We start from the raw sequence: 22,420 nt of genomic DNA, 5'->3' as shown, positions 1-22,420 counted from the left end.
ATAAGGTTTCGTCGGCAGCGTCAGATGTGTATAAGAGACAGGTATAATATACCCCCCCTATTATTAATAATTTAGCCAATCCCTTCTTTATACCATTATGCTTAAATGCTATTAAATGATTGTCTAAATTTCCAAATTCATTTTTAATCTTTTCATTTATCTCATTGTTATCATTAAATAAAAGTCCCATATTATTACCTCCTTACTTAAAAATAAATACTTCTTTAATATCTTTATTTAATACCTTGCAAATTTTATAGGCTGTTTCAAGAGTTGGACTTATCGTATTATTTTCATAAGCCATTATTGACCTTCTTTTCATACCAACAGTTTTAGCGAGCCTATGTTGCGATAGTCCAAGCTCCTTTCGAAATTCTGCAATTCTATTTTCAATTACTACTTCCATGTAATCACTTCCATATATGCTATAATGCAAATTAATCACATAACAATGACTTTAATATATACGATACAGTCTTCTTATATTCATATTTACATGCTTTTTTTAATGTTGAAGAAATAAACTAACGATAATATTGCACAAACAAACACACATAATCGCTACATACATGGGTATATGCTTTTTAAAGTCATTATATCCTACGAATATGGTTATTATAGATGCAATTATCAAAATATAGTCAAATTTTTTATATTCATATTTTCTTTCCTAATTTATAAAATCTAAACCTCAACTACTAAATATAGGATAAAGGTGTATCTATTTTTTTACCTTTGTAAGTTACAAAACATCGAAATTTTCACCTTAGATAAATAATTCTTTATCTATATGAAATATCAATTCCAAAAAACTCTTTCAAGTAATACCACAATACTTCTGATAGGCCTAATGTAATCGCCCAAATTATCATGCTTCCAATCGTTGCTACAACTATCAATTTCCACTGTTTTGCCATCAAGGAAGCTACTATAGTTAGAATATATAGTGCAAATATCATATTTAAACTTATAATATTAATATTCAAAGACTCTAACACCAAACCTGTAAATGGAATTATTACAAACAATGTTATTAGCAAAATATATGATATTTTAGTTATCAAATTCATCTTTTTGAAATTTCTTATTTTATTTAACACAATCTACACCTCCTAAAAATAAAATCTACTTTTTAAAAACGAATAAATTTTTCTTTTAAATAACTATAGGTTATCAAAAATTATCTACTTCAGTAGAAATGCTACAAGCCTGAAACATTTAGCCTATCTTTAGATATCCTAACTAATCATTCTTCTGATTATTACCATAACACAAAAAACAGAAAATAATTTTGTTTTAATATTCATTAGTTACTAAATATAGGATCAACGTATCTCCATTTTTATACCTTTGAAAATTAAAGTATGACATAACACTCTTATCCTCTTACAACTATGTATGGTTACATTTATAGTACCATTGTTACATTTATAGTACCATGATATTATTTTTCTGTCAAATCATTTTACTGAATTTTCTTACAATAGCCATTAAAATATTCACCACAATAGACTTTCAATCCTCTTTATATAATTTACTAGAGGTAAATTTTTTAATGTACCAAAAAAAGACCGCAGTCTAAAAACTACGGTCTAATTTTTTGTCCAAATGTAAACCACTTGGAACTATTATTCAATTTATTATTTTTAACAAATGCACGCTATTCGCTCGCATCTTTTTATTTCCTTTATCAAGATTCAAAATAATTTTCGAGGAAAAATGGATGAAATAGGCGAAGTACAGGAAGTGCCGTAATGAGGCGTACAACAAGTACGCCGCAATGAGGTGCTTTCGAAACAAGCCTAGTTCGCCATTTTTACCAAAAATTTATTCCCATTCAATTGTTGCTGGTGGTTTGCTTGTTATATCGTAGACTATTCTATTGATGTGGTCGACTTCGTTGACGATTCGCACTGATACTTTATCCAAGACTTCGTATGGGATTCTTGCCCAATCGGCTGTCATAAAGTCTGTTGTTGTGACTGCACGAAGTGCCAATGTGTAATCGTAAGTTCTGAAATCTCCCATTACTCCGACTGTTCTGTTGTCTGTGATGACTGCAAAATACTGGTTGATGTCTTTGTCGATTCCCGCTTTTGCGATTTCGTCTCTGAAGATGAAATCTGCTTCGCGCAACACTTCCAATTTTTCTTCTGTGATTTCTCCCATAACTCTGATTCCAAGTCCTGGTCCTGGGAATGGTTGACGATATACCAAATATTCTGGCATTTCTAATTCTAATCCCAATCTTCTTACTTCGTCTTTGAACAAATCTCGTAGTGGCTCGATCAAATCTTTGAAATCAACTACATCTGGAAGTCCACCAACGTTGTGGTGAGATTTTATCACTGATGCGTCGCCTTTGCCGGATTCTATTACATCTGGATAGATTGTCCCTTGTGCTAGGAAATCAACTGAGCCGATTTTTTTTGCTTCATCTTCAAATACTCTGATGAATTCTTCTCCGATGATTTTTCTCTTTTGTTCTGGGTCGGATACGCCTTTTAATTTGTTCAAGAATCTGTCTTTTGCATTTACTCTTACGAAGTTTAATTCGTCATTTTTGAATGCTGCTTCAACTTCGTCGCCTTCATTTTTTCTCATTAATCCGTGGTCAACGAATACGCAAGTCAAGTTTTTGCCGATTGCTCTGGATAAAAGTGACGCACAAACAGAGCTATCTACCCCACCTGATAATGCCAACAAAACTTTTTTGTCGCCGACTGTTTTTCTTATTTTTTCGATTTGTTCACCTAGGAAGTTTTCCATCGTCCAATCTCCATCCGCTTTACAGATTTCATAGAGGAAGTTTCTGATGAGGATTTTACCTTCAACTGTGTGGTTAACTTCTGGGTGATATTGTACTGCATAAATCTTTTTGTCTTCGTTTGCGATGGCTGCAACTGGGCAGGAGTCTGTGACCTGAATTATTTCAAATCCTTGTGGTTTTTGCGATACGAAATCCGTGTGGCTCATCCACACGATGCTTTCGTCACTCATGTTCTTTAATATAGGACTTGTGTTAGTGATTTTAGCGTTTGTCTTTCCAAATTCACGATTTTTTGCTTTTTCTACAACTCCGCCAAAGTCTTTTGAGATAAGTTGCATTCCGTAGCACATTCCCAATACTGGAATGTTTAATTCAAAAATTTCTTTTTCGATTTGTGGAGAATTTTCTTCGTAAACACTGTTCGGCCCGCCTGTGAAGATTATCCCGATTGGTTGTTTTTCTTTTATTTCAGCCAAGGCTTTTTTGTATGGCACAACTTCGCAATACACGTTCAAATCTCTGACACGACGTGCGATTAGCTGGTTGTACTGTCCTCCAAAATCTACTACAATAACTAATTGATGTTTCATTTCTACCCCTATTTATTAGTCAAATATTTTTCTATATAATCTTCGTAATTCATAGATACGTCACGATATGTTCCGTCATCAAATATTTCAATGATTCTATTCGCAACTGATGACACAAATTGATGGTCAAGAGATGTGAATAAAATGTTTGATTTGAATGCTATAAGCCCGTTGTTGACAGCTTCGATGCTTTCCAAGTCCAAGTGATTAGTCGGTTGATCGAACACCAAAACATTCGCCGGTGTCACCATCATTTTTGAAAACATCATTCTGACTTTTTCGCCACCGCTTAGGACGTTGGATTTTTTCAACGCTTCATCTCCCGAGAACAACATTTTGCCCAAGAATCCTCTGATGTGAATTTCCGATTTTTCTTCGCTGAATTGTCTCAGCCAATCAATTAATGTCAAATCACAATCTTGGAAATATTTAGTGTTATCTTTAGGAAAATAAGTGTGGGTGATAGTTTGTCCCCACTTAAATTCTCCTGTATAATCGTCGTCATTGTCATTGATTATCTCGAAAAATTTCGTGATGGCGATTTCATTTCCGATAAATCCAATCTTGTCTCCTTTGTTAACTCTGAAAGACAAATTGTCGATTAGCTTGCTGCCATTTTGTTCGACAGTCAAGTTGTCCACATTTAGAATTTCATTGCCGACTTCTCTCGAAAGTTCAAACCCCACGAATGGGTAACGTCTACTAGATGGCTTGATGTCATCCAACGTGATTTTGTCGAGAAGTTTCTTCCTACTTGTAGCTTGCTTGGACTTTGATTTGTTGGCGGAAAATCTTTGGATAAATTCTTGTAGTTCTTTTATCTTGTCTTCTTTTTTCTTGTTTTGCTCTTTTTGCATTCTAAGTGCAAGTTGACTTGACTCGTACCAGAAATCGTAGTTACCGACGAACATATTAATCTTCCCGTAGTCCACGTCGACCATATGAGTGCACACTTCATTCAAGAAATACCTGTCGTGCGACACTATGATTACAATTCCTGGGAAATCCATCAAGAAATCTTCCAACCACAACGTAGCCTTCAAATCCAAACCATTCGTAGGTTCGTCCAACAGCAATATCCCTGGATTTCCGAACAAAGCTTGTGCCAACAATACTTTTACCTTGTCAGATTCTTTCAAATCTTTCATCAGCAAATAATGTTGTTGGGTTGTAATTCCCAATCCTTGAAGAAGAGAAGAACTTTCCGCTTCTGCTTCGTATCCTCCAAGCTCTTGGAACTCTGCCTCCAACTCAGCGGCTCTCATCCCGTCTTCATCGCTGAAATCGGGTTTCATATAAATGGCTTCTTTTTCTTTTTGAATTTCGAATAGTTTCTTATTTCCCATCAAAACCGTATCCATAACGCTGTTTTCTTCAAAAGCGTAGTGGTCTTGGTTTAGCTTAGACAATCTAGTATTCTTATCTATCGTGACATTGCCTTTTGTAGGCTCTTTTTCTCCGGATAAAATTTTAAGGAATGTAGATTTACCAGCACCATTTGCACCGATAACTCCGTAACAGTTACCTGGATTAAAAATTAGGTTAACATCCTCAAATAATTTTTTATCGGGGAATATGACACTTAAATTGTTAACTGTTAACATCTAAATCCCTCCAATACTCACTAATTATATCATAAATCACGACTTTCCGTCTCAATTTTAAGTTGAGGCTTGTTCAAATCCAAAAACAACCATTTAATTTCGAAAAATAAATGGTTGTTGATTTTATAAATTTATATGTTGGACAATCCTTTTGGTAAAAGTATTTTGACTTAGGTTTTTAAATTTTCTGAGCCGAAATTCAAAAGTATATTCTTATTTAGAAATTTTCATTTTCCCAAAAATTAGTCCAAATTAATTGCAACTTTTGTTTCTGTTTGCTTACACACTCCACATTTTTTAGCTTTCGGGTCTATTTTTTGTAAAATTTGAAGGGCTTTGTCAACATCTTTTTCATCCACGACAATCACCATTCCAATTCCCATATTAAATGTCGAAAACATTTCTTTCGTGTCGACATTTCCCCAATGTTGAATCTTTTTGAATATAGAATCAATCTCGTCTTCTTTTATTTCAAATTCGATTCCTATATTTTCCGGCAACATTCTTGGAACATTTTCATACAATCCGCCACCAGTAATGTGTGCAATTCCTTTGATTTCAACTTCCTCTAATAAAGCTGAGATTTCTTTTTGATAAATTCTAGTTGGAACTAAAAGTCTTTCACCAACTGTTGTGTCTTCAAATTTGTCGGACAATTTTACATTCGCCATATCCAAAGCTGCTCTTACAAGCGAGAAACCATTGCTATGAACTCCGCTTGATGATAGAGAAATTGCAACATCTCCTTCTTTAATTCCACTTCCGTCGATTATTTTATCCTTATCGACGATTCCCACTGCAAATCCCGCCAAATCATAGTCGTTTTCTTGGTATAATCCTGGCATTTCTGCTGTTTCTCCGCCAATTAATGCGCTTTCAGATTGGCTACATCCTTCTGCAACGCCAGAAACGAGAGCAGCCATTTTTTCCGGCTTCAAACTTCCCGTTGCGATGTAATCCAAGAAGAAAAGAGGCTTTGCACCTTGGCACAAAATATCATTCACGCACATTGCAACCAAATCAATTCCAACTGTATCGTGCTTGTCGAGTTCCATCGCCAATTTTATTTTCGTACCAACGCCATCAGTTCCGCTCACCAAAACAGGTTCTTTCATCCCAGAAATTTCCGGCTTAAATAATCCTGCAAATCCTCCGATTCCCGTCAACACTTCTTTGCCGTGAGTTTTTTTCACGATTTCTTTGATGATTTGTACTTCTTCGTAGCCTTTTTCCTTGTCTACACCAGAATCTTTGTATGTTAATCCCATTATATTTCTTCTAGCTCCTTGTCGGAATCAATCACGGCTTGTTTCATTTCTTCTTTGTATGCTTTCAATTTAGAAGACAATTTTTCGTCAGAAATTGCAATCATCTGTGCAGCTAAGATAGCTGCGTTTTCTCCGCCGTCGATTGCCACTGTTGCAACGGGAACTCCTTTTGGCATCTGAACGATTGAATACAAAGCATCCATTCCTGCTAGTGCAGAGCCTTTTACAGGGATTCCTATTACAGGTTTTGTTGTCAATCCTGCAGTCACTCCTCCCAAATGAGCAGCTTTTCCTGCGATTGTGATGTAAACTTTGCAATCATCTTTTCTTACAGTCTCTTCCAATACTTCTAGTGCTCTGTGTGCTGAAATCACTGACACTTCATAAGAAAGTTCAAATTTTTTCAACATTTTTGTAACTTTTTTTGCCACTTCTATGTCCGAGCTGCTTCCCATTATCAATCTAATATCCATTTGTCGCTCCTATCTTTTTGTGTAGTTTGGAGATTCTCTAGTTATTGTAATATCATGTGGATGGTTTTCTACAAGTGTTGCTGGAGAAATCTTCACGAATTTTGATTTTTCTTTCAATTCAACCAAGTTTTTGCTGCCAACATATCCCATACCTGAACGAAGTCCACCGACTAATTGATAGATAACTTCTGCTACAGAGCCTTTGAATGCAACTCTACCTTCTACTCCTTCTGGAACGTATTTTTTAGTGTTGTTTTGGAAATATCTGTCGCCACTTCCTGCCTTCATTGCGCCAAGTGAACCCATCCCTCTGTATTCTTTGTATTGCCTTCCTTCTAATACAACCAATTCTCCAGGGCTTTCTTCTGTACCGGCGAACAAACTACCTGCCATTATTACAGATGCACCTGCTGCCAATGCTTTAGTGATGTCTCCTGAATATTTGATACCACCATCTGCTATGATTGGAATGTCGTATTTGTCAGCTTCTTTTGCACATTCAATTATAGCTGTCATTTGAGGAACTCCGATACCAGTTACAACTCTTGTCGTACATATAGAACCAGGACCTATACCAACTTTGACGCAATCAGCTCCTGCTTTTATCAAATCTCTTGTAGCATCAGCAGTAGCTACGTTACCGGCGATTAATTGTAAATCTGGGAATGCTTTTTTCAATTTAGCTACAGCGTTCAACACTCCTTTTGAATGACCATGAGCTGTGTCGATAGTGACTACGTCAACTTTTGCATCTACAAGGGCTTGGCATCTTTCAATCATATCGTTTGTGATACCAACTGCAGCTCCAACTAATAGTCTTCCTTGGGAATCTCTAGCTGAATTTGGATATTGAATGGATTTTTCAACATCTTTTGTAGTGATAAGACCTTTTAATTTGAAATTTTCATCAACTATTGGAAGCTTTTCTATCTTTGCATTCATCATTTTTTCCAAAGCTTCGTCCATAGATATGTTTTCGTGACCTGTTATTAAATTGTCCTTAGTCATAACATCTCCAATTGGAAGTTGTTCATCTTTTACGAATCTAACGTCTCTGTTAGTTAAGATGCCGACTAAAGTCATATCTTTATTAACAATAGGTACACCGCTAATTCTGTAGTGACTCATCAATTTCAAAGCATCGATGATTTTGTCATCTGCAGATAAGTAAAAAGGATCAGTAATTATTCCATTTTCAGAACGTTTAACTCTATCTACTTCTCGCGCTTGCTCTTCGATAGTCATGTTCTTGTGAATAATTCCGATCCCGCCTTGTCTCGCCATAGCAATGGCCATTTTTGACTCAGTTACAGTGTCCATTCCTGCTGACATCATAGGAATGTTCAATTCAATAGTTTTTGTCAATCTTGTTTTTAAAATAGTCTCATTAGGTAAAATCTCTGATGGACCTGGTACTAGTAGTACGTCATCAAATGTTAATCCTTCACCGATAAATTGCATAAAACCCTCCTCATAAAATAAAAAATTTCTACAAAAAATTTTAAATGTTTCAATAAATTTACCATACAAACAAATGCAAGTCAAGCAAATTTACATTCACGATTTATCTTATATTATATCAGATAAACAATTTCTAAATCAACAAAAAAACTGTGCCAAAAAATTGGCACAATTTTTTACAATAATTCTATTTGGATTTGCTCTGAAATTTCGTTGATTTTTTCTGTGTTGATTTTTTCAACTTCATAAACCTTTGCGTTCAAAACTCCTAGCGAAACGGCTTTTATTATAGTTTCTTTAACATCTAATCCCTCATCCAAGAATTTTGCCAATCCCGCAACTGTCGCATCGCCACTTCCAACTGTACGTTGGATTTTATTTTCTGGAACTCTAATTCTGTACAAATTATTTTTGTATTTCAAAATGGCACCGTATTTTCCATGAGTTACTAAAACTATTTCTATTTTCCCTAGCAGTTCATTGTCGAACAATTTTTTTAAGTACGCTGAATCTTTTTCGATAAAATCTTTGGATGAAATGTTCTCGTCAAATCCTATAATTTCTTTAAATTCGTAGTAATTTGGTTTGATTGCGTATGGTCTGTAATTATTTTCCAACACTTTTTTTGTGACAGCTCCGTTTATATCCAAGATGACTTTCGAATTTTTTTGCAAAATTTCCATCGTATCTTCCACGAAACTATCAGACAAACCGTTCATCAAGCTTCCGCTTATTACGGATATGTCATAGTCTTTTCCTATCTCTTTGATGAGTGACATAAAAGTACCTTCGAATCTCGAATCAATTTTATTTGTAGATTCGTGAATTTCCATTTGCTCGTCTGAATGAACAACTCTTATGCTATTTCTCGTGTCGACATTTGTAAAAATAAAGTCGTGCTTGATGTTCAATTCATCGAGTTTATCTATTACATAATCGCCGTTACTTCCTCCGATAAATCCTGTCACCATAACATCAGCTTGGAGCAATTGCAAAACTTTCGACACATTTATCCCTTTACCTCCTGGTGTTTTGTAAACATCTAAGGCTCTGTTTACTCCATTAATATCCAGCTTTCCCACCTTATAAATCACATCAATTGCCGGATTCGTTGTCACACAAAGTATCATTTTTTCTCCTCATAAAAACCAATTTTTCTCTGTAGCTTTATCTAAATGATAAATCTTTTTAATTAATATACCCAATATTTTATTTTTTGAATTATTTAGACAATTTTGATGTTAATATAACTTCTGCTGCCTTCAATCCATCTATCGCACTGGAAACAATTCCTCCAGAATATCCACTTCCTTCTCCAATTACGAAGAGATTATCCACGTTTTCGCTCCTAAGTAGTTCATCTCTGTCCATTCTCACGGCACTTGACGTTCTCGTTTCCACTCCCGTGAGAACTGCATCGTCCATCGAAAATCCGTGAAGCTTTTTGTCCATCATTTTAATCGCCGTCTTGATGTAATTTGTCACACTTTCAGGGTAAATTCCGTTCAAATCGCTGAGAACGTATCCCGGTTTTACTGTCGGAACTACCTCACCGAGCTTTTCGGATTTTGTGCCGTCAATAAAATCTTTCACCAATTGAACTGGTGCGTTGTAGTTTGAACCGCCCAATTGAAATGCTTTCATCTCAATTTCCTCTTGAAATTTCAATCCATCGAGCAGTTCATATCCGTAAGTGTTCTCATCGATTCCACACACGATAGCACTGTTGGCATTGTCTGCGTCTCTTTTGTGATAACTCATTCCGTTTACGCACAACATATTTTCTTCGCTCGATGCGTTTATGACGTATCCCCCTGGGCACATACAAAAAGTGTATACTCCACGTTTGTTTTCTTCTGAATACGAAAGTTGATAAGTTGCCGCCGGAAGATTTCTGTCACATTTGTACTGAACTGAGTCTATCATTTTTTGTGGATGCTCTATTCTAAATCCAACGGCAAATGGTTTGTTCGTCAATTTTATCTTGTCTTTGAGCATTCTTAAAGTGTCTCTGGAGCTGTTGCCCAATGCGAGCACATAACAATCTGATTCATATTTTTTGTCTTGTGATTTTACCCCGATACACTTTTGATTTTCTATCGTCAAATCGTCTATTCTCGTGTCGAACTCAAATTCACATCCCATTTTTATCAGGTCATTTCTCATATTCACGATGACCTTCTGCAACTCATCAGTCCCTATGTGGGGCTTTGAATCGTACATTATTTCTCGTGGTGCGCCGTACTCTACAAATGTCTGCAACACTTCACGAACTCTCTTGTCTTTGCTTCTCGCTGTTAGTTTTCCATCTGAAAAAGTCCCGGCTCCTCCTTCTCCAAACTGCACGTTGCTGTCTGTGTTGAGCTTTCCTTTTTTCAAAAACTCGTCTATATCACAAACTCTCTTCGATACTTCACTTCCTCTTTCAATGACTTTTACTTTTGAGCCATTTTTTGCCAACAAATACGCACAGAATAACCCCGCAGGTCCGCTTCCAACGACTGTGACGCTTTTTGCATTGTCGACATTCGTTAATGTAAAATCTTCTTCAAAATATTTTTCGCAATTTTGGATTGATTTCATCTTTTTGTCAGACAAATCAGCATCCACAATCACTTGATAATTGAATACAATTCCCTTTCTGGCATCAATCGATTTGCGATATATTTCGTAATCGAAATCTTTCTTGCCAATCATTTTCGCTATTTTAGATTTCAATTCACTTTCATCGTCGTTTTTTAATTTTATATTTCTAATAATAATCATAATATTCTCTCTTTCGTTTGCTAATTGTATTATATCATTATTTACATAGAAATATTGTCAGGCAAAATGAGTTTTAAAAAAAAGCTGCCTACTTAGTAGACAGCTCATGTATTATTCTTGTGCGAACATCTCTTCTAGTATGTCGATTGCATCATTCACAGCTTGTGGGCATTTTTTTTGCATCGTGTTTTCTTTTTCAATTTTTTCGAGATTTTCCGCTATGTTATCTCCCAAAATATCCTCGCAGACAATTGACGATTGCTTTTGTTTAAATTTCGAATCAAATTCAAACATTTTTTTGACTAGAGCGACTTTTTTGTCACCTTCATTGGGCTTTGAGTGTCCATATTTAACTCCCAAAACAATGTATGCACCAGTCACAGCACCACAAGCCATTCCCTTGTACATACCGCCTGTAAATGGCGATGCGAATTTTGTGATGAGTTCTTTGTCGATGTTCAAATAATCAGCAAAATATCTCACAACAACTTGTGCACAGTCTATTCCGTCGCAAAATTGTCCCCAAATTTGCTCGTTAGTCAATCTACTCATCCAACGCACCCCCACAGCTTGAACCGCTTCCAGCAGTGCAACCGTAGCAGTATTGTTTGAAGACAATCTCTCTTGTCAATTCTTTTTGATTGATTAACTCTTTTATGTTTTGGAATTTATTCATAGGAGTTCTCTCAGCTTGGTTGAAATCACAATCGTACAAATTTCCCACACTGTCGACAGAGATTTGGAATCGGCACATTAAATTCGCAACTGTTTCTTCGTTAAAATTGTCCTCTAATAAATTCATATATTCGTCGAACTCTCCGCTTTTGTTCAAGAAATCCTTGAAAAATCCTATCGGCATATTTGTAATTGTGAACAAATTATTAAATTTGACACCCAACTTGTCGAGTTCACGCTCGTAATCTACTTGAAGATTGGATTGTTCCGGTGGCAAAAAATCACCCAGTGGATTGTACACCAAATCCAATTCTTTTGTCGTTGCGTATCCAAATTCATTTAATCTTTTCAAATTTGCGATGACTTTTGTGAACACTCCTTGTCCTCTTTGACTATCAACATTTTCTTGTGTGTAGCAAGGAAGTGATACGACTATTTTGATGTTTTCATTTTTGAATAAATTCATAAGCTCTTCGTTTTTTTCAATATCTGTAGCATTAGTTCTTATTATTAAATCATCTACTCTCATCAAACATTCTTCAATGAACCACACGATTAAAGGATGAGTTGTCGGCTCTCCTCCTGTGATGTCAACTGTTTTCATCTTGTGATTGTCCAAGAATTTCAAACAATCCAGCATTGTTTCCTTGGACATTTCCAAATTTTCACTGTTTTTCATAACGTGGCAGTGAGTGCAACGCAAATTGCATTTTTGAGTGATGTTCAGTTGCAACGTCGTTATGTCACCTGTCATTTTAAATTCTTCTTCGATTCTGTCTTCGAATTTCATTTTCTCCCCCTAAATTTTCCTTTTAAAGCATTTTTGAAAAAGTTTGTGTCACATTTTTCATCCAAGCCAACCATTTTACTTACAAAATGATGAACTTCATTGTTTGCAATGAAATTTGAAGAGCACGTTGCGCAGTAAGTGTAGATTTTTTCATTCTTTATAGAATTTTTCATCTGATTTGCGATTTCTTTTTCGCTCTTACCGGCGATTCCTCCCGCACCGCAGCAGTTTGTACTTGTAAATTTGTCATTAAACCCCTTGATATGTCTTTTGATTTCATCGAAAATAACGTGGTTGTATCTGTCAGAACATGGGAAAAACACGTTCACTTCCTCGTCAATATCGTGTATCATATCTTTTTCTTCTAGCCATTTGAATATTGTTATGACCTCAACGGACAACTTCTTGTAAAATTTGTGAAAACAGTTTGGACATACGCACACGATTCTTTCGACTTCTTTTTCCCTGAGTTCATTTTCAAATCTTTCCATATAGGTGTTTTCAAATCCAGTAAAATCGCTCGGAAGATTGCAACAGTCAATCGAGTAATCGAATCCTTCTTGTTGAAAAACTTCCATCAAGTACTTAGCGGTTTGTGGATAAAACGCCGGAAAGTTGCAACCCAAATACAACAAGTCTTTCGATTTGCGTTTGGATTTGTTTTTGAAGAAATAATTTTCTTTTTGTTTTTTAATTGATTTGAATTTCGGAGTTTGTCTTCTCAAAATAAGTGAAATCTTAGCTCCATCCAAATCAACAGGGCAAACCGCCTTGCACTTGCCGCACAAAAAACACGAAAAAGCCAAATCATTTCTCTGTGTGAAATCTTTTAAGTTGATTTTGTACTTTGTCAAAAAAGGACAATTTCTCGTGCATCTGCCACATTTAATACATTTTTCTTGGACTTCTTGTAAGTAATCATTTGTATTTTCGTTTGATATCATCTACATCTACCCCCTTGCGATACATATACTGACACTTTTGCATCATCCACATAGTTCTAAAGTATCCGTTTTTTTCGAACCTTCTCGATGAGGAGTATATTTTCATATTTGACTGGAAAATTTTGTATCCTTTTTCCTTCACCCTAATTGAAAAATCATAATCTTCCATCAAATCAATGTTCTTAAGCCCGTTCATCTCATAATAAAACTCCCTAGTGAAAAACATCCCTTGGTCACCAAATGCAATGTTTCTGAGTTTCACTCTGTTGTTGGAATTGAACGCCACAATTTTCATAATCAACTTTCTCGGAACAAATTCAATTCTGAAACAACCCATTTTGTATTTCTTCAAAATAGATTTTATCTGCTCTTTTGGATTTTGTTTGAAAAAAGAATCGCAGTGAAGAATCAACAGCAAATCTCCGTTTGAGTGTTCAATTGCGTTTATGATTTGATTGCCACGTCCTTTTGTGCTCCTGATAGGATTAAATCCCCTTTTTTTTATCTTATCAAAAGTGTCATCATCTCCGCTTACAGAAAACACAATTTCAAACTCACTGTCAAAAACATCCAGCTTGTCTATGAATTTGTCGATATTTTTTGATTCATTATACACCGGCACTATTACTGAAATCATCGGATTTTATAAACTCCTCTATCATATTCAAAAAATCATCTGACAAGTACGATTTTATCTTCTCAAAAGTAAAACCCTCATCTTTTTTCTCATCGACATACTGAGTGTACGCCATTGAACACCAAGTTATTCCTCTGAGACACGTAAACAGCAAATATTTTACGAATTTTTCCCTATCTACTTTTATTTTTGATAAGTTGTCGTATTCATCTAAGAAATCGTCCATTGTGTTTTTGTCCAAAATCACATCCGTCTTCCAAAAAGTCGTCGTCGGCGCCAAAAAATGTGCCAAATCCTGTTCTCTTTCTCCGACAATAGGTTTTTCCCAATCAATCACGTACGATTTTTCTCCTATGATGAAATTTTTGTTGTTGAGTTCAGTGTTGATAAGACATGGATTTTGAAGTGAAGAATCGAGTCCCAGATTTTTGATGTATTTGAGCATATCTGAAATTTTTTCTTCTGTGGATTCATCCTTGTGTCTCCATTTTCGATAGTGGGAGAACATCTCTACAAACTCATCATACATCATAGCAAACGGGCTTTGTGCCACAACGAAATCCTCTTTTTTCACATTTAGCTTGTGAATTTGTGACAACAAATACGCCGCAGTTTTTAAATCCGTTTCATAGTTCAAATCCCTTCCAATTAAGTACTCCTCAGTTAAGTAATCCACTCCCGTCAACTCGTCAGTTTTGAAATCGTAGACTTTCGGTGTGACTTTTGATTTTTCGAGAAATTTTAGCGCATTGTACTCGTATTCTATTTGATTGTCCAAGTGCATCTGTGAGCCCCTTGCAATTCTTATCAAATAATCGTTATGTATCAAATAATTTGAATTGTATTCTCCTCTACCGATTAATCTCACATCGTCCGTTTTACTGATAAACTTCACAAAATCAATGTCCGTATCGATGTCGCGAGTTAATCTGAGTTTAAAAAAGCTCAAATTGTTTTCTAAAATAGAGCTTTCCAACTCATTTTCTACATTTGTAGTGGAGTATTTTTTGTCTTTAAAAAGAAAATCGTGTGGTTTTTTCATCCCTATCAAACTGTATCCTCCGTCTTCTGTGGGGCTGAAAACAACATCCACATTGTCGAGTTTTTGGAAAGCATCATCGAAAATCTTTTCGTCAAAATCGTAGATATCAGAACCAATCAAAATGACCTTTGAATATCCAAGAGCCAAAACATCTTTGATAGAATTGCTCATCCTAGAGCCGATTTCATCTCCTATTTGCCTTATGCACTCATACGGAGAATTTTTTTCGTAATCTAAAAACAATTCATTCGGAGTGAGCGATAAAAAGATTTTGTAGTTTTTTATTATGCTTAAGTTTTGTTGAATGAGATTTTCGCTCAATTTTATTCTCTGCTTTTCATTCAAAAGCGAAGATAATCTCGTCTTGGAATTTTCGTGTGGAATTTTAGTCATCAAAATAACTGCGTTCATTTCTTCTCCTGTAAAAAAAAGCGGCCCGAATTGTGAGCCGCCAAAATTTTAAAAACTATTTTACTAATTCGTAGTCGTGTTCTTTAGTTCCATCTAAAGAGTTGAATACTTCTTTGTTTCCCCTGTCGATTAGTTTTTGAGCTAACTCAGAAGATTTATTTCCAGAATAGCAATAAGTGTAAACTGGTTTGTCTTGTGGAATTTCTGATAATCTAGCGTCAGCTTCTTCTAATGGCATACTAATAGCATTTTTAAGATGACCTTTGTCGTAATCTTTTTTTGCTCTAACGTCAACTATAACGTTGTTAGAGTCTTCAACAGCTTTTTCCATATCAGCTGGCAAAATACTTGCCCATTTAACCAATTTGTAATCAAATTTCTTAACGCCTTCTGCGTTTGTAACATCCTTGAATCCCTTGTCAACTAGAATTTCAGCAGCTTTTTGACTTTTCTTTCCGCTGTTGCAAACAGTGATGACTGCTTTGTCTTTGAATGCGTCTAGTTTAGAAACTTCTTGTTCAAAAGTGTCGATTGGCATATTGATAGCGAATTTAACGTGTCCTTCGTCATATTCTTTTTTATCTCTAACGTCTACAACCAATACAGTTTCTTTTTTCTTCTTATCTTGTTCGATTGCTTCGAGTTCAGCACCCTTCATTTGTTTGATTTCTGCTTTTTGTGAAGATTGTTCAGTCTTTGAATTGTTGTCAGCAGGTTTTGCTTGATTATTTGAACAACCAGTAAAAGCGATAGCTGATACTAGAGCTATTGTCAATAAAAGTTTTTTCATTAATATTCCTCCTAAAAATTTTCATCTAATTGATTATAACATATCAATCTAACAAAAATCTCTAGTTATTTATTGAAATTTTCTATAAATGGTTAACTTTTCTTCACAAATCTGTGTCCACAGTGAGGACAAGTCACCCTGATTTTGCCCTTGTTCCTTGGAATTTTCATTTCTTTTTTGCAATTTGGACATTTTATATATCTTTTGTCCTTTGAATTTACAGCTCGCATTTTGTATTTTTCAAAAAAATCCGTCATAGGCTTGACTGCTTTTGCGAATTTTTGATTTTCAATCATTCTTTTGTACTTGTTAGTCGAAAAAACTCTGAAAATTCCAAAATAAACAATCAGAAACATTGCAATTATTTCAAGAGTTCTGTTTTTAAATTTTAAATTGATAAGTGAAATTATCAAAGCTAAAAATATCATAGTCTTTGAAAAAAAATCCACTCCGTAAACTTTTCTTAAATAATTTATAATTTTATCTCGCATTTATATCCCTCGTAACATATTCCAAAGTCTTTGCGATGTCATCGTGAATGACGATGTTCGCCAGATTATCGTAGCTTGTCTTGTCGAGATTTATCAAAATCAAATTGTCACCTCGAAAATAATTTATAAGCCCACTTGCAGGATAGACCACGAGCGAACTTCCAGCGACAATCATCGTGTCCGCCTTTTGTATCCAATTTATCGCCTTCAAAAATTCACTTTGCGGTGGCACTTCTCCGTAAAGGGTAACATCTGGACGCACGACTCCGCCGCATTTTTCACAATTGCAAGGTCTGTTTTGTTTGTAATAATCCAAGGAGTATTTTTTTTCACAGTCGACGCAATAATAATCCCTCAAATTCCCGTGAATTTCTGCGATGTTTTTCGTGCCCGCCATTTTATCCAAACTGTCGATGTTTTGCGTGATAACTCCGAGCAGTTTGTGAGCATTTTCTAATCTTGTAAGTGCCAAATGTGCCTTGTTCGGTTTCACGTTGTCTATTATCAGATTTTCCAAGACGTAATTTTGAAACAAATCCGGATGTTTTGTAAAAAATTCGTGGCTTAGCATATATTCCGGTGAAAAATCACTGTCGTTTTTCTTGTTGTAGAGTCCAGTCGCCGATCTGAAATCCGGAATCCCCGATGCCGTTGACACTCCGGCACCACCAAAAAAAACTATCCTGTCGCTTTTTTCTACGATTTTTTTAACTTTTTCTATCTCATTCATTTTCTATCATTTCCTTCGCTTTCTTCTCCTGGTATTTTGTCGCAAGTGCTAGAATCACCACTGACAAAAATATCATAAAACATCCTATCAATCTTTTTGGTCTTGTCGTTTCGTGAAACAAAATAATTCCAAGTATTACAGATGTTATTGGCTCCAACGTCGAAAAAATCGTGTAAGTGCTAACTCCTGCATATACAATTGACAACTGTATGAACAACGTTCCAAAAACGGATACCAAGATTGAAATCAAAAACGCTATTATCCATGCGTATTTGTTGAGACCGAGGGTAAAATATCCTGTGATATTTCCGAAAATAAATAACAACGTCGAATTTATTACGCAGTTGTAAAATGTAACCTTAACGCTGTCCATATTTTTAAGCCCCGAAACATCCATATATATCAAATAAAAAGAATAAGTACATCCCGATGCCACTGCAAGTGTCATTCCCAGAGGAAAATTCTTGCTCCCACCTACATTGTCTGCGAGAAGTATAACTCCGATAATGGAGCAAATAAGTGAGATGAATTTGAACTTGGTCATCTTTTCATTCAAAAAAATTACCGAAAAAACCGTCACCACAGTCGGGAAAATAAAGTGAATCGATGTCGCAAGCCCAACAGAAATATACTGATATGAGCAGTACAACATCGTCATAGTGACGCATCCACCAATTGAACACATCAGAAAAAGTTGTTTCATTTCTTTTTTTGTTAGTTTGACGCTGATGTTTCGACTTTTCATCGAAAAAAATAAAAATGGAATTACAAAAAATCCCCTCAGAAAAGAAGTCATAATAGTGTTGCTTCCGTTACTCATAGTAGCTCGTACCATTATCGGAGTAAAGCCGAAAATCAAAGCAGAAATCAACGCAAACATCATTCCCTTTGCTTTTCTCACTACTTATAACACTCCTTTTTTACACATTTGTTGTTTTTATAATACAAGACAATTTCGGAGTACACCCCGTCGTAAATATCGAAAATTTCAGCCATAGAATCGCTTTGTCCATCCATCGTCTTTAATTTTTCGTAATCTACAAATTCAAGCGTACCCTCTATGTTTTCCCTAATCAACTCTCCAGAAAAATCATCAGTTTCGTACAAAAATCCGACAATTCTATCTTCATTGTCCAAATCATACCAGCTAATCATTCCAACGTATTTTATATTTTTGATGTCGAGATTTGTTTCTTCCTTGGCTTCTCTAATCACAGATTCAGTAATAGATTCAAATTTTTCGACGTGACCTCCTGGAAAAGTCAAGCCTTCCCAGCCGTATTCTTTCACTTTATCAAGGACCAAAACGTCTTTGCCTCGATTTATTTTAACCATATTGCACAAAATATTTTCCATAAAAACCTTCTATATTTTAAATTTTTTGATGATGTAATCGGCAAACTCGCTCGGATTGTCGATATCAAAATTCTCATAGCCACTGAATTTCCTGTCGCTTATGATTGCGTATTTGTTGATATCATTCGCCACCAAATCATCCGTAAGAGTACACTCATATTTGATAAAATCTGAATCTTTCATCCCTTCAAGAATTATCAAATCAACATCATCGAGTAATTCTATCAGTTCAAAAACGCTCTTGCTCTTACCATCTAATTTAAAGTATTTGTCGTTAAAAATCAAGCTTTGATTTGCACCTTCTTGTTTGTAAAAAAAAGTGTCCGTATCGTCAAAATCGAGCTTGAAATCGTGACCGTCGTGCTTAATAACAGAACAGGTTTTGTTTTTCTTTTTCAATTCTCGAATCAACTTTCTTATGAAAGTTGTCTTGCCACTGTTTTTTTTGCCACAAATAGAAATCAACGGCGTAGAATTTTTTTTTAGTTCTTCTGGATAATTGATGTTGATGAAATTTTTTTGAAAAATCGTGTACTTCAAATCCACGAATTTTGTTTCGATTTTTTTCAACAAATTCATCACACGATAATCTTTTTTCTCCAGCATATCTTCCAGTATAGGAATAATTTTCTTCGAGAAAATTCCGCACGTCGGATAAAATCTTTCATCATCTTTAAAAATTATCGCCTCATCTGAAAAACTTGCGATAGATGCAGCAAATTCCACTAAATCGTGATTCACATTAATCATATCGCAAGAAGTTATAAATACATATTCATTTGTTGAGTTTTTCAAAATTTCAAGTATCCCACTCAAAGGCCCTGCATTTTGAAAGCTGTCCTTGACAGTTTTTACCGGAAAATAATCGTGACTGTTACATGAAATTATCAGCTCATAATCAGAAAATCTTCCGATTAATTCCTGAATAAATGTGTGTCCATGATAATTCAAGTCGAACTTGTCCTGACCCATTCGACTGCTCTTTCCTCCAGCCAAAATTCCAACACTTACTTTCATATTTCACCTAAATAAATATAATCTACTTTTTGATTTTCGCTCAAACTTTCGTTTTGTTTTTGCAACAAAAGTGCGTTGCAATCTGTCAAATCTTTCAACATAGAGTTTTTGTGGCGAGCAAAAATCGTGATTTTTGAATCTTTCACAAAACACCTTACAAAACGAGTCAATTTTGACGGCTGCATCGAACCTTTTACAATTGTTCCCTGTTCAAATTGTTTGACGTTCACTGCATAAAATTTGTTGTACAACTCCCAAAACAAAACCTCAAAATTACAAAAAGCGGCGAACGGACTTCCCGAACAAGACAAGACTATCGTGTTTTGTATCTTGGATGCCATAACCGGAGTTCCCGGCTTCATAGCCACTCCGTGAAATAAAATCTCGCCCAAGTTTTTCATACAAATTTCCATCAAATCTTTGTCGCCGACACTGACTCCTCCTGTTGTTATTATGCAGTCAGATTTCTTCGATATTTTTTTGATTTCGTCTGTTATAGACTTTTCATCGTCTTTTACGTTTTTGTGTTCAACGACCTCTATGCCTGAGTTTTCCAAAATGGATTTGAGAGCAAAAGTTGTCGAACTGTAGATTTTGCCAGGCTTGTAATCTTCTCCTGGATACAACAACTCTGAGCCTGTCGATATCAATGACACCTTCATCTTTCGTTTGACTTTTACTTTTGAGTAGCCGTTAGATGCCAAGATTGACAAATGAATTGAAGATAGTTTGGTGTTTTTTTTGATGACAATATCGCCTTTTTTTACATCTTCGCCTTCTTTAATGTAATAATCGAATTTCTCGTAAGGCTTGTCAATCTCGATAAATCCATCTTGAACTTTGCAGTTTTCTTGTTTGACGATAGAATCGTAGCATTTTGGAATGTAAGCTCCGGTTGTAATTCTAATGCAAGTGTTCTTAATGTATTCAAATTCATTGTAATCACCCGCAAAATTTGTTCCGATGATTTTCTTCTTGGACGACTTGTCATCGTCTTTGGTGCTTACGGCGTAACCATCCATAGCACTTTTTGGGTAAGGAGGGTTGTTGAATTGCGCAACAACATCCTCAGCCAACACCCTATTGTGACAATCTTCGAGGGCTATTTCTTCGACATCTAAAGTTTGCTCTATATTTTTTTGTAAAATTTGTTTCGCTTCATTTACATTAATCAACATTATTTTTCCCGATTATTCGCTTTTTAATTTCGTATTAATATTTCTCATTGTTGGAATCAAAATTCCACCCAAAACATTTCCCAAAGTTATAACTAAAAGTGCAATTATTGTCTGTCCACTCCACATTCTAGCCATTTGGAAGTAAAACATATCTGCAATACAGTGTTCAAATCCGCACAAGATGAACACCATAATACTCAATACAATTCCCAAGTATTTTCCAATTTCGTGAGGATTGTTTAGATATTGGTCGACTGCGTGAACTACCATAATATTGCAGAAAATTCCAAGTACAAACAGACTTATCAAACTATCGTCAGCTTTTACTTGAACCAATCTTGATGATTTGTCTATTAAATCTGGTGCAATCCTAGTGAGTCGAATTAACTCTGCAACTATTATACTTCCAATCAAATTTCCAACCCACACCATAAAACACCATGGCAAATACGTCTTGACATCGTTGTTGAAAAGATATCCTACTTTTCCCGTGAACAGATTGTATTTTAGGGTACAAACTGCAAAAAGTCCCAAACTAAACATAAATGCTCCGACAATTTTGTTTGAAAGACTCAAATACACAACTCCACCTAATGCGATGAAAGCACCTGCCATTATAGCGTACAAAAAATCCCCTAATTTTTTCATAACTATACCCTCTTTCTAAAATCTAAATAAATATTTAAACGACTTTGTTTGCAAAAGCCGATTATGGACAAATTGTATTTTTGTGCAAGTTCTAGTGAAACATCAGTTGGGGCGCTTCTCGAAACTATGACAGAAATTCCTGAATTGATGCACTTTTGAACTATCGACGATGGAATCCTTCCCGATGTAAAAGCTATCAACTCCGATAAATTTTCGCCCTTCAATGCGCAAGTTCCCACTGCTTTGTCAAATGCGTTGTATCTTCCAATGTCATCACATTGGCATATTATTTCACCATTTTTCGCAAGAACCACTGAATGTACGTTGCCAGTTTCTTTGAAAAGTTTTGAGCCCGACAAATTATAATTTGAAATTCTTAGCAAATCTTCTTCTTTCCAATCAACTGGAACAACTTTTTCGTCTCTGTTTTTGAAATTGTACGGAATATTTTTGTAATCTCCACTTTCAGTTGTCGCATGACTTGGCGTATTATCTACATTATGTAAAATCACATTGCAACTATTTTTTTCGAAATTCACCGTCACATTTTTAATGTCTTTTGCTTGCACAATGTTTTCTGTAATCAAATATCCGTAAACAAGTTCTCGTAAATCCTTTTCAATGCACAAAAGCTTCACGATTGGCTTTGAATTAATGTTTATATCCAACAAAAATTCCCTCAAAATAACATCTTTAACTTCTTCAATGACACCGTCATTGTATTTCTTAACCATTACTTTTTTTTCAAAATTCATCTAAATCTCCTTTATTTCATTATA

General features: G+C 35.3%; 23 protein-coding genes and 1 pseudogene. All 24 read right to left on the bottom strand.

Annotation, left to right across the window (positions count from 1 at the left end; translation table 11 throughout):
* Window positions 1-190 (bottom strand): annotated as a pseudogene (locus Q0X02_RS04400) (hypothetical protein); the annotation flags it as partial.
* 12 nt (window positions 191-202) lie between these two features.
* Window positions 203-406, bottom strand: a complete 204-nt coding sequence (locus Q0X02_RS04395) for a helix-turn-helix transcriptional regulator (protein WP_297812135.1) — start codon at window positions 404-406, stop codon at window positions 203-205.
* A 376-nt stretch (window positions 407-782) separates the two neighbouring features.
* Window positions 783-1,100 (bottom strand): hypothetical protein, encoded by a 318-nt coding sequence (locus tag Q0X02_RS04390; protein ID WP_002841332.1) that lies wholly within the window; start codon window positions 1,098-1,100, stop codon window positions 783-785.
* A gap of 727 nt (window positions 1,101-1,827) precedes the next feature.
* Entirely contained in the window at window positions 1,828-3,360 is a 1,533-nt protein-coding gene (guaA, locus tag Q0X02_RS04385; RefSeq protein WP_297812130.1) for a glutamine-hydrolyzing GMP synthase, read from the bottom strand.
* Window positions 3,361-3,368: 8 nt separating this feature from the next.
* Window positions 3,369-4,964 carry an ABC-F family ATP-binding cassette domain-containing protein gene (locus Q0X02_RS04380; protein ID WP_297812127.1) on the bottom strand — a complete coding sequence of 532 codons (1,596 nt, stop codon included), beginning with the start codon at window positions 4,962-4,964 and terminating at the stop codon, window positions 3,369-3,371.
* 242 nt (window positions 4,965-5,206) lie between these two features.
* Window positions 5,207-6,232, bottom strand: a complete 1,026-nt coding sequence (purM, locus tag Q0X02_RS04375; protein WP_297812124.1) for a phosphoribosylformylglycinamidine cyclo-ligase — start codon at window positions 6,230-6,232, stop codon at window positions 5,207-5,209.
* Window positions 6,232-6,705, bottom strand: a complete 474-nt coding sequence (gene purE / locus Q0X02_RS04370; RefSeq protein ID WP_297812121.1) for a 5-(carboxyamino)imidazole ribonucleotide mutase — start codon at window positions 6,703-6,705, stop codon at window positions 6,232-6,234. Before purE ends, purM begins: the two co-directional genes overlap by 1 nt.
* Before the next feature lie 9 nt (window positions 6,706-6,714).
* Window positions 6,715-8,166 carry an IMP dehydrogenase gene (gene guaB, locus Q0X02_RS04365; RefSeq protein ID WP_297812118.1) on the bottom strand — a complete coding sequence of 484 codons (1,452 nt, stop codon included), beginning with the start codon at window positions 8,164-8,166 and terminating at the stop codon, window positions 6,715-6,717.
* A 176-nt stretch (window positions 8,167-8,342) separates the two neighbouring features.
* Entirely contained in the window at window positions 8,343-9,296 is a 954-nt protein-coding gene (locus Q0X02_RS04360; protein WP_297812115.1) for a 1-phosphofructokinase family hexose kinase, read from the bottom strand.
* Between the two features lie 91 nt (window positions 9,297-9,387).
* A complete protein-coding gene (locus Q0X02_RS04355) occupies window positions 9,388-10,932 on the bottom strand; it encodes an NAD(P)/FAD-dependent oxidoreductase (protein WP_297812112.1) in 1,545 nt (514 codons plus the stop codon).
* Window positions 10,933-11,043: 111 nt separating this feature from the next.
* Window positions 11,044-11,484: a C-GCAxxG-C-C family protein gene (locus Q0X02_RS04350; protein WP_297812109.1), complete on the bottom strand. Its 441-nt coding sequence runs from the start codon at window positions 11,482-11,484 to the stop codon at window positions 11,044-11,046.
* On the bottom strand, window positions 11,477-12,397 hold the full coding sequence (arsS, locus tag Q0X02_RS04345; protein ID WP_297812106.1) for an arsenosugar biosynthesis radical SAM (seleno)protein ArsS: 921 nt from the start codon (window positions 12,395-12,397) through the stop codon (window positions 11,477-11,479). Before arsS ends, Q0X02_RS04350 begins: the two co-directional genes overlap by 8 nt.
* The gene (locus Q0X02_RS04340; RefSeq protein WP_297812103.1) at window positions 12,394-13,341 is read right to left on the bottom strand and encodes a (Fe-S)-binding protein; all 948 of its coding nucleotides are present in this window, start codon (window positions 13,339-13,341) and stop codon (window positions 12,394-12,396) included. The genes arsS and Q0X02_RS04340 overlap by 4 nt, the downstream gene beginning before the upstream one ends.
* Window positions 13,316-13,978, bottom strand: a complete 663-nt coding sequence (locus Q0X02_RS04335; protein ID WP_297812100.1) for a TIGR04283 family arsenosugar biosynthesis glycosyltransferase — start codon at window positions 13,976-13,978, stop codon at window positions 13,316-13,318. Before Q0X02_RS04335 ends, Q0X02_RS04340 begins: the two co-directional genes overlap by 26 nt.
* Entirely contained in the window at window positions 13,950-15,431 is a 1,482-nt protein-coding gene (locus tag Q0X02_RS04330) for a TIGR04282 family arsenosugar biosynthesis glycosyltransferase (RefSeq protein ID WP_297812097.1), read from the bottom strand. Before Q0X02_RS04330 ends, Q0X02_RS04335 begins: the two co-directional genes overlap by 29 nt.
* A gap of 55 nt (window positions 15,432-15,486) precedes the next feature.
* Window positions 15,487-16,221 (bottom strand): rhodanese-like domain-containing protein, encoded by a 735-nt coding sequence (locus tag Q0X02_RS04325; protein WP_297812094.1) that lies wholly within the window; start codon window positions 16,219-16,221, stop codon window positions 15,487-15,489.
* Between the two features lie 92 nt (window positions 16,222-16,313).
* Window positions 16,314-16,712, bottom strand: a complete 399-nt coding sequence (locus Q0X02_RS04320; RefSeq protein ID WP_297812092.1) for a hypothetical protein — start codon at window positions 16,710-16,712, stop codon at window positions 16,314-16,316.
* On the bottom strand, window positions 16,702-17,442 hold the full coding sequence (locus Q0X02_RS04315) for an NAD-dependent protein deacylase (protein ID WP_297812090.1): 741 nt from the start codon (window positions 17,440-17,442) through the stop codon (window positions 16,702-16,704). Before Q0X02_RS04315 ends, Q0X02_RS04320 begins: the two co-directional genes overlap by 11 nt.
* Window positions 17,435-18,343, bottom strand: a complete 909-nt coding sequence (locus tag Q0X02_RS04310) for a DMT family transporter (protein WP_297812087.1) — start codon at window positions 18,341-18,343, stop codon at window positions 17,435-17,437. Before Q0X02_RS04310 ends, Q0X02_RS04315 begins: the two co-directional genes overlap by 8 nt.
* Window positions 18,343-18,798 carry an 8-oxo-dGTP diphosphatase gene (locus tag Q0X02_RS04305; protein WP_297812084.1) on the bottom strand — a complete coding sequence of 152 codons (456 nt, stop codon included), beginning with the start codon at window positions 18,796-18,798 and terminating at the stop codon, window positions 18,343-18,345. Before Q0X02_RS04305 ends, Q0X02_RS04310 begins: the two co-directional genes overlap by 1 nt.
* Window positions 18,799-18,807: 9 nt before the next feature.
* A complete protein-coding gene (gene mobB / locus Q0X02_RS04300; protein ID WP_297812081.1) occupies window positions 18,808-19,815 on the bottom strand; it encodes a molybdopterin-guanine dinucleotide biosynthesis protein B in 1,008 nt (335 codons plus the stop codon).
* Complete coding sequence (locus Q0X02_RS04295; protein WP_297812078.1) at window positions 19,812-20,993, bottom strand: molybdopterin molybdotransferase MoeA; 1,182 nt, start codon at window positions 20,991-20,993, stop codon at window positions 19,812-19,814. The genes mobB and Q0X02_RS04295 overlap by 4 nt, the downstream gene beginning before the upstream one ends.
* Before the next feature lie 12 nt (window positions 20,994-21,005).
* The gene (locus Q0X02_RS04290; RefSeq protein ID WP_297812076.1) at window positions 21,006-21,641 is read right to left on the bottom strand and encodes a formate/nitrite transporter family protein; all 636 of its coding nucleotides are present in this window, start codon (window positions 21,639-21,641) and stop codon (window positions 21,006-21,008) included.
* 2 nt (window positions 21,642-21,643) lie between these two features.
* On the bottom strand, window positions 21,644-22,396 hold the full coding sequence (fdhD, locus tag Q0X02_RS04285; RefSeq protein WP_297812073.1) for a formate dehydrogenase accessory sulfurtransferase FdhD: 753 nt from the start codon (window positions 22,394-22,396) through the stop codon (window positions 21,644-21,646).
* Window positions 22,397-22,420: the final 24 nt, after the last annotated feature.

This window comes from uncultured Finegoldia sp., from assembly GCF_947252345.1.
Lineage (GTDB): Bacteria > Bacillota > Clostridia > Tissierellales > Peptoniphilaceae > Finegoldia.
The sequence above is the reverse complement of the archived record's forward strand: the minus strand, read 5'-3'. Positions and strand labels throughout refer to the sequence as shown.